Genomic DNA, 7,667 nt, shown 5'->3' with positions numbered 1-7,667 from the left:
CGTCGCCATGGCCGAGCACCAGACGCAGGTAGAGGGCGGCCAGGGTAAAGGTCTTGCCGGTGCCGGCACTGGCTTCGATCAGCCGGGTACCGTGCAGCGGGAAGGTAATCGGGAGCGGACGTTCAATGTTCATGCGTCATCTCCCGGTTCACGCCATTGGGCGTGCTGGTAGAGCGGGGCATAGAGTTGCTCGGTCCAGTAGTCGAAAGCGCGCTCGTCGCCGTGGCGGACAGCCAGCATGTCATCGAAGTCCGCCCAGGCGCGGGAGAGGGCCGGTTCCTTGTCCTGTTCGCCGGTGTGCATGAAACCGGATTCGAACACCTTGCGGGCCTCGTTGTCGCCGTTGTCTTTTTCTTCCCCTTTCAGCCAGGCGAAGGCGGTGGCACAGGCGATGGGCAGCGGCTCGCACAGGGCCTGTTGCCAGGCATGGCCCAGTTGATCCAGGCAGTGCTGGGCGTCGCTGCGGTTCAGGTGGGGCAGGGTAATGCGGCCATCCTGTCCCTGGATGTGGGTGGTTAACGGGAACCCGGCGGCGCAGGCGGCCAGGTGCAGGGTCCAGTCCCGGGTGAGTTTGTCGAAGCGCTCTTTCAGCTTGCCGGTGTGCAGGACCAGACGCTGGCTATTCGCTGCGGAGCCGCGCAAATCCGTGAGCCAGTCTTCGATCTGCAGGGGCCCGGCGTTGAGACGGATTTCCTGTTGCGGTTGCGGTGCGCCGCACTCGGCCAGCAGGGCAAAGTAATGTTCCAGTGGCTGCGACAGGGGCATCAGCAGGCTGTCGCGGCTGCCTTCGTCAAAGGGCGCCAGGGGCAGATCGCCACTGCCGGCCAGGCGATCCAGGGTGTGGGCCATGGCGTCGCCGGCATGCTCCGGACCGGCACGCAGGGCCTCGCTGAGCAACTGGTCCTGGAGCTGGAAACGTTGCAGGCCGTCGAAGGCAAAGGGTTCGCTGTCATCCAGTACCTGGCGTTGCTGTTTCAGCCGGGCCTTCAGGCGCTGTTCGAAAAAATGCGCCACCGGCTGTTTGAGAAAACGGCCCAGGGCGGCGCAGGTAATCGGCTCGTCGCTGTCCAGTGGCGGCAAGGGCTGATCATTGCTGACAGCAGGTGCCTGGCCATCGTGGAGGGCGCGCCATTCGTTGGCATAAGTGTGCAGTGAATCGTTGGCCGCATCCTGGTCACTGTGGAAAAAATAGCGGGCACTGAACGGTTGCAGCGGGTGCGCCACGGTGAGGGCATCCACCGGTTCGCCTTGGTCGGTCTGCCAGCGCTGGTTAATGTGGTCGCGCAGTTGCGCCACCAGCACCGAGGGCGGCCGTTCGCTGTTGTCGCGCACGTTGCGGCCGGTCCAGCTGATGTAGAGGCTGTCCCGGGCGCTGAGCAGGGCTTCCAGAAACAGGTAGCGGTCGTCATCCCGGCGGGATCGGTCGCCGGGCCGATAGTTACCCCATTGCCGCATCAGATCGAAATCCATGGGCTGCTGCTGACGGGGGTAGTCGCCGTCCTTCATGCCGAGCAGGCAGACATGGCGGAAGGGGATGGCGCGCATGGGCATCAGGGTGCAGACGTTGATGCGCCCGGCCATGAACCGTTGCGACAGGCTTTCCGCGTTGAGGGCATCGAGCAGCGGGCGGCGGGCCACGGTGAGTGGCAGGATGCTATCGAAGTCCGCTTCGGCGCAGGCCGCCAGCCAGTCGTTGAGGGCGTCGCGCAGCCCCGCATCCAGGGTCTGGTCGGTTTCGTCCACCGGGGCGAACAGGTCATCCAGTAACCGGGTGAAGCGTTGTTGCCACTCCCTGGCGCTGGCGTCCTGACGGGATTGTTGCCAGTGGTGTTCCAGGGTATCGAGCAGGCGCGAAAGGCGCCCGGCCAGCTCCGCGCCCAGCCCGGCCACTTCGTCCAGGGGCTCGATGCCCATCCAGGCCGGGCCGTCGCCGAGCAGGTAGCCGGCCAGCATCCGTTTCAGGCCGAAGGCCCAGCTGTTCTGTTCGAAGCCGGGCACGTCCAGGGTCTTGCGCTGCTGGCTGTTCAGGCCCCAGCGAATGCGCGCCTGGTCGATCCAGCGGGCCAGTTGCGGCAGGTCGCCTTCGTCGATGCCGAAACGTTCGCGCACGGCGGGCACATCCAGCAGGTCGAGAATGTCGGTGGCGGTGAAGCGCCACTGGGGCAGGTGCAGCAGGGATTCCACCGCCTGGGCCAGGGGGGACGCGGCCCCGGCACTGCGGTCGCTGAGGGTGTAGGGCAGATAGCGGGGATCGTCCCGGTCCAGTCGGCCGAACACCGCATCAATGTGCGGCGCATAGGCTTCGATGTCCGGCACCATCACGATCACGTCCCGGGGCTGCAGGCTCGGGTCGTTGCTGAACCGGTCCAGTAATTCATCCTGCAGAATTTCCACTTCCCGCTGGGGGCTGTGGCCGATGCGGAAACTGAGCGAGCCATCGATCGCCAGAGAGGGGCGCTGGTCCGGCGCCGGCAAGGGTTCCAGATCGAGAATGTCCTGCTGCAACTGTTGCAACAAGGTTTGCGGTTCGTGGTGTTCAAACAGATCGATCTGATTCTGGAAGGCGCTGCGATAACTGTCCGGGTCGTCGTGGTCGTAGAGCAGGCCGATAAAGTCCCGGCCCTGTTTGCCCCAGGCGGCCAGCAGCGGATTGACGCGATTTTCCGGCAGGGCGGTCAGGTGGCGTTTGCGGTTGTCCAGTTGGCGGCGCAGCAGTTGTTTGTCTTCGACAATATCCGCCCAGTAATGCTGGCAGGGGTTTTGTACCAGCATCAGGATCTGGCAGTGCTGACTCAGCGCCGCCAACGCTTCCAGGGCCTGTTGCGGCAGGGCGCTGATGCCGAAGATGATCAGGCGGCGGGGCAGGCCCGGCGGTGGCGTGCCCTGTTGCTGTTGTTGAGTGAGTGCCGCGATAAAATCCCGATGGATAGCACTGCGGCTAAGCCCCTGTTTGCTGTCATCCATGTCCGCCAGCAGGGCGCGCCACAGATGCGCCTGCCACAGCTGGCTGCTGGGAAACTCATCAAAAGCGTCGCGATCCTGGGCCTTGCGCAGACGGTCGTTGCCGTTTTCCCAGTCCGCCAGCCAGTCCGCCCGATAGACCTGATAGGCATCGAACAGATCCGCCAGCCGCTCGGCCAGCTGATGGCGTTTGCGACCGTCCACATCGTCGGCGAGAAAATGCCGCAATGGGCCGAAATGGTCGTTATTGAGAAGCGTCGGCAATAACCGGTACAGACGCCATAGCAGCCGGGATTTATCGAAGGGCGAGGTGCGCGGCACCTGGTCTTCGCCAAGGACGGTGCGATAGGCACTCCATAAAAAGCGGGCGGGCATCTGAAACTGAAAACCGGCGCTGATTCCCAGGGCATCCGCCAGTTGCAGTTTCAGCCACTGGGCCATGCCGTTGGACTGCACCAGGAAGGTTTCCGTTTCCAGTGGTGACAGCGGCTCACGCTGCAGCCAGTCGGCCACCAGCTCGGTGAGGGTTTCCAGACGGTTGCCGTGCAGCACCATCAGCCCGTTTTGCATGGACATTCCTTGCGCGAAATTGCGTTTGTGCGAAAGGGTCTAGCCTAAGGGAGAAGCGCTTGCCGTGCTACAACAGCTAGCCACATGTGGGGCAAAGGAGGGGATGCCAAAGGAGGGAGGTAGCCAGATTTTGTTGTGGGGAAATAATTGGGTGGCAGGGGCGAGTAACGAGTTTCGAGTCTCGAAAAGCAAAAACCATTCTTCGGTTGATGGTTTTGACTTTCGCAACTCGCTCCTCGTCACCCGCTACTGAATCCCTACAGCACGCTCATCCACCAGTTTAGTCGTTCACGCTTTTGCGGTTGCGGTGTTTCCTGTCTTTCTTGCGCTGGCGGGGTATCGGCTTCACTGGCCTGGCTGGGCTTGATGCCGAAAGTGGGATAGAGCGACGCTACCAGCAGCACCGCCATGGCCTGATTAAAGGCGCGCAGGCGCCGGCCCCGGTGCAGCCAGTTTTTCAGCACCGCGCCAAACAGGTTCCAGCTGCTGATCAGCGGTAATCCGACGATCAGGAAGGTGCCGGCCACAATGGCCACGCTCAAGGTGAAGTCCTGCGGTTGGGTAAAGGTGGCTACCCCGGTGAGAATCATCATCCAGGCTTTGGGATTGACCCACTGGAACAGGGCGGCCTGCATGAAGGTGAGCGGTTTGGCGTTGTAGCCATCACTTTTCAGGTCGCGGGTGCGCACTAGCTGCCAGGCCAGATACAGCAGGTACAAGGCGCCGCCCACACGCAGTGCGGTAACGGCCTGCGGGAAGCGGGTCAGTAGCTGGCCGAGTCCCAGCGCCACGCACACCAGTATTACCTGACAGCCGATGGCAATGCCCAGAATGTGCGGCAAGGAACGGCGGAAGCCGGCGTTGGCACCGGATGCCATAAGCATCAGGTTGTTGGGGCCGGGGGTGCCGGTCATGACGGCGACAAAGCCGATCAATGCCACAAACTGCTCGGTCAACATGACGGTAATCCTGTTTTCTCAAATGGAGTTGGGAGGGGATTTCCCCTGGGAAGATATGGGGCAATGGCGCTCCAGGCCCTGGCGACGTACTCGTCTTTTTCTCCAACCGGAGCCACATAGTGCAAGGCACTTTTTGCTGCGGCTTCCCCTTCGGCGCGGGCGATAATCCAGGCGGCCAGATAGGGGGATGCGAGGCAGCCCCCCGCGGTGGCGATGTTGCCGGTTGCATGGAAGGGCTGCTCCATAACTGTTACCCCTGCGTCCTGTACCCACGGTTTGCTGGTGAGGTCGGTACAGGCAGGGATATCAACGAGCAGCCCCAGCCGCGCAAGAACAAGCGCGCCCGAGCATTGGGCGGCGATCAGCTGGCGTGCCGGGTCTAGCCGTAGCCTTGCCATGATGGCGCTGTCGTTGATGATCTCCCGGGTTTTGATTCCACTGCCGACGATGACTGCGTCGGCAGTGGGGACTGTATCCAGGGTGGACTGGCTATGCACCGTGACGCCGTTCATGGAGCAGACCTGGGGTTCGGGGCTACAGAGCGTGACGTGCCAATCCGGTTTGTGGATGCGATTCAGCACGCCGAGTGCGATAAGCGAGTCCAGTTCGTTGAAACCCTGGAAGGTGAGTATCGCGATGTGCATAGCAATCCTCGTTTTCGTTAATGGGTATGTAGATGGCCTCGGAGCGTCTGTAGGTAGATTAGGTGGACAGGCTCTTGCAATACAGATATAAGAAAATAATATTGAAGCGGTACAGATTGTAAGAATAGTAATCTGTACTGGTTGTTATGCGAAAAACTGTATCGGATGTTGAGCTCATGACGTTGTATCAAAGCCTGGCTGATCGCCTGCAGGTCCTGATCCGGGATCAGGTGTACCCGGTGGGCAGTCGTCTGCCCGGGGTGCGGGTGCTGGCTGAACAGCAACAGGTCAGTGTGTCCACGGCGGTGAATGCCTGTCGGGAGCTGGAGCAGCGTGGTGTGCTGGAAGCCCGTCCGCGATCCGGTTACTACGTGCGCCAGCCGCCGGTGGTGCGCGAGGCTCCACGAGTGACCACGGCAAGTCGGCGGCCCCGCCGGATTACCGGTCAGGAGCGGGTGCTGCAGATACTGCAAAGTGTGAATAACCCGTCGGTGGTGAACCTGGGGGCGGCGGTGCCGGCGCCGGAATATATGCCGGTGGCGACCATGGAAAGGATGTTTCACAGCGTACTGCGTGAGGAGCGTCGGCGCTGCGTGGGGTACGCCTTTCCGCCTGGCGCTCCGGAACTGTGTACCCAGATTGCCCGGCGGCTGGCGGGGTTGCAGTGCGAGGTCAGCCCGGAAGATGTGCTGATTACCAATAGCTGCCAGGAATCCGTGGCCATTGCGCTCAAGCTGACGACCAAACCCGGCGACACAGTGGCGATTGAGTCGCCCACCTATTATGGCCTGTTACAGGTGATCGACTCGCTGGGCCTGAAGGCATTGGAAATCCCCACCGATCCGGAGGCGGGAATTTCCCTGGAGGCGCTGACCCTGGCGCTGGATCGCTGGAACGTATCGGCCTGTGTGGTGGTGTCTAATTTTTCCAATCCGCTTGGGGTGAGGCTCTCCGACGCACGCAAACAGGCCCTGTTGGCGCTGTTGTCGAAGCATAAGGTGCCGCTGGTGGAAGATGATATCTACGGGGATCTGCCGCTGAGCGGACCCCGGCCCCGCCCGGTGAAGAGCTGGGACAAGAATGGTTTGGTGTATTACTGTTCATCTTCGTCAAAAACCCTGTCTGCAGGCCTGCGGGTAGGGTGGCTGGTGACGCCGGAGCGTCATCGGGAAAAGGCCCAGCATCTGCAATTCATCAATACGGTATCGGTGGCCACACCCTCACAGCTGGTGCTGGCACGTTATCTGGAACGCGGTCATTACGACAGGTTTTTGCGCCAGTTGTGCGGTGAGCACGCCCGGGGTGTGGCAAGAATGACCGAGCGGGTGACGCAATTGTTTCCACAACAGACCCGGGTGAGCCGGCCTGCGGGTGGGTTTGTGTTGTGGGTGGAGTTGCCGGGGGAAGTGGATACCACCGAGCTGATGGAAAAGGCACTGGAAGCCGGGGTGAGTTTTGCGCCCGGTTCGCTGTTTTCCGCCTCCGGAAAATTTGCCAATTGTCTGCGGCTGAACTGCGCCGTGAAGTGGGACAACCGGGTGGAACAGGCGCTGGTGACCTTGTCGCGGTTGCTTTAATCGCGTGTTAGACAGGTCAGGAGCCACGAGGGGCATGGCTCCTGTGGGGGTTACATCATCACCGAGCCAAGCACTTCGCGTTTGTCGTCCTGCACTTTGATGACCTGGTCGCCTTGCTTGATCAGTGTGTAGCTTTCCTCAGCGGCCACTACGGTGATGGAGCCGTCTGCATGGTAGGTCAGTTCGGCTTGATTGCCCAGCCCGTCGGTTACGGTCTCGGTGGTGCCGGCGACCTTGGCGCCTTCCTTGCTGATCGGGTTGGTGCCGGTCCAGAACTCGATGGAGTTGAAAATGATGATGTCGCCCAGCAGAGACAGGCCGTAAACCGGTACCCACCAGAACACAAAGGAAATGCCCTGGTTGACGAATTTATTGTTGGTGGCGGTGGCATTCCAGTCCTGCACGGTATCGAACAGGGCGTTCTGGCCAAGACAGCCGGTCAGCAGGGCGGCGGCAGATGCGCTGGCGAAGATTTTTTTCATCGGACTCTCCTTGAGTTGAGTGAATTCATTATTGCTGTCATTCAGCCGTAAAGAAAAGGGGGAGCAGTTGACAGTTGATAGTGGACAGTTGACAGCGGCGCGATAAGGGGTCGGTTACACCTAAACGCAAGAGGCCGCGCCCAAACTACGGACGCGGCCTCTTTGCTTTCAGATCAGTCCCGCGCTCTCACGCGCAGCTGTCAATTATCAATTGTCCACTGTCAACTGATCGTTACTCGCTCTCCATCTCTGCCAGCTCGTCTTCGAAGAAGAATTTCTCTTCGCCGAAGGCCGGTTCCAGATGATTGAGCCAGGTGGCGTCCTCGTTGTACTTGGCGAAGAAGGGACGCTGTACCCAATCGTGGTTACGACCCTGGATGAAGCGCAGGGCGAACACTTTCTCGCCGTTGATTTCGGTAACGCCCTGGATTTCCACCTTGCCCGGGTGGCTGGACATGCTCGGGCCACGGGCGG

The 7,667-nt window shown here is 61.1% G+C and carries 6 protein-coding genes and 1 pseudogene; 1 reads left to right on the top strand and 6 read right to left on the bottom strand.

The features are described 5' to 3' along the window. The 4 genes from HUJ17_RS16890 to HUJ17_RS12330 all read right to left on the bottom strand — a co-directional run. The coding region (locus HUJ17_RS16890; RefSeq protein WP_366471180.1) for a UvrD-helicase domain-containing protein at positions 1-133 on the bottom strand (133 nt) is incomplete at its 3' end. Further along, the gene (gene recC / locus HUJ17_RS12340; protein ID WP_290510972.1) at positions 130-3,531 is read right to left on the bottom strand and encodes an exodeoxyribonuclease V subunit gamma; all 3,402 of its coding nucleotides are present in this window, start codon (positions 3,529-3,531) and stop codon (positions 130-132) included. The genes recC and HUJ17_RS16890, both read right to left, overlap by 4 nt. A 257-nt stretch (positions 3,532-3,788) precedes the next feature. Further along, the gene (locus HUJ17_RS12335; RefSeq protein ID WP_290510971.1) at positions 3,789-4,490 is read right to left on the bottom strand and encodes a LysE family translocator; all 702 of its coding nucleotides are present in this window, start codon (positions 4,488-4,490) and stop codon (positions 3,789-3,791) included. Then, on the bottom strand, positions 4,484-5,134 hold the full coding sequence (locus HUJ17_RS12330) for a DJ-1/PfpI family protein (protein WP_290510970.1): 651 nt from the start codon (positions 5,132-5,134) through the stop codon (positions 4,484-4,486). Before HUJ17_RS12330 ends, HUJ17_RS12335 begins: the two co-directional genes overlap by 7 nt. A gap of 176 nt (positions 5,135-5,310) precedes the next feature. Here HUJ17_RS12330 and HUJ17_RS12325 point away from each other — a divergent pair, with 176 nt between their 5' ends. Beyond that, positions 5,311-6,711: a PLP-dependent aminotransferase family protein gene (locus HUJ17_RS12325; RefSeq protein ID WP_290510969.1), complete on the top strand. Its 1,401-nt coding sequence runs from the start codon at positions 5,311-5,313 to the stop codon at positions 6,709-6,711. Between the two features lie 50 nt (positions 6,712-6,761). On the opposite strand, the gene HUJ17_RS12320 is transcribed toward HUJ17_RS12325, so the two are convergent. Together HUJ17_RS12320 and HUJ17_RS12315 are read right to left on the bottom strand one after the other, a co-directional pair. After that, positions 6,762-7,193, bottom strand: a complete 432-nt coding sequence (locus HUJ17_RS12320) for a DUF3332 family protein (RefSeq protein ID WP_290510968.1) — start codon at positions 7,191-7,193, stop codon at positions 6,762-6,764. 232 nt (positions 7,194-7,425) lie between these two features. After that, a pseudogene (locus HUJ17_RS12315) lies at positions 7,426-7,667 on the bottom strand (lysine 2,3-aminomutase); the annotation flags it as partial.

Origin of the sequence: Alcanivorax sp., assembly GCF_014762765.1 — a bacterium.
Taxonomy (GTDB): domain Bacteria; phylum Pseudomonadota; class Gammaproteobacteria; order Pseudomonadales; family Alcanivoracaceae; genus Alcanivorax.
Note: the sequence above shows the minus strand (reverse complement) of the source record. Positions and strands in the feature narration are given on the sequence as shown.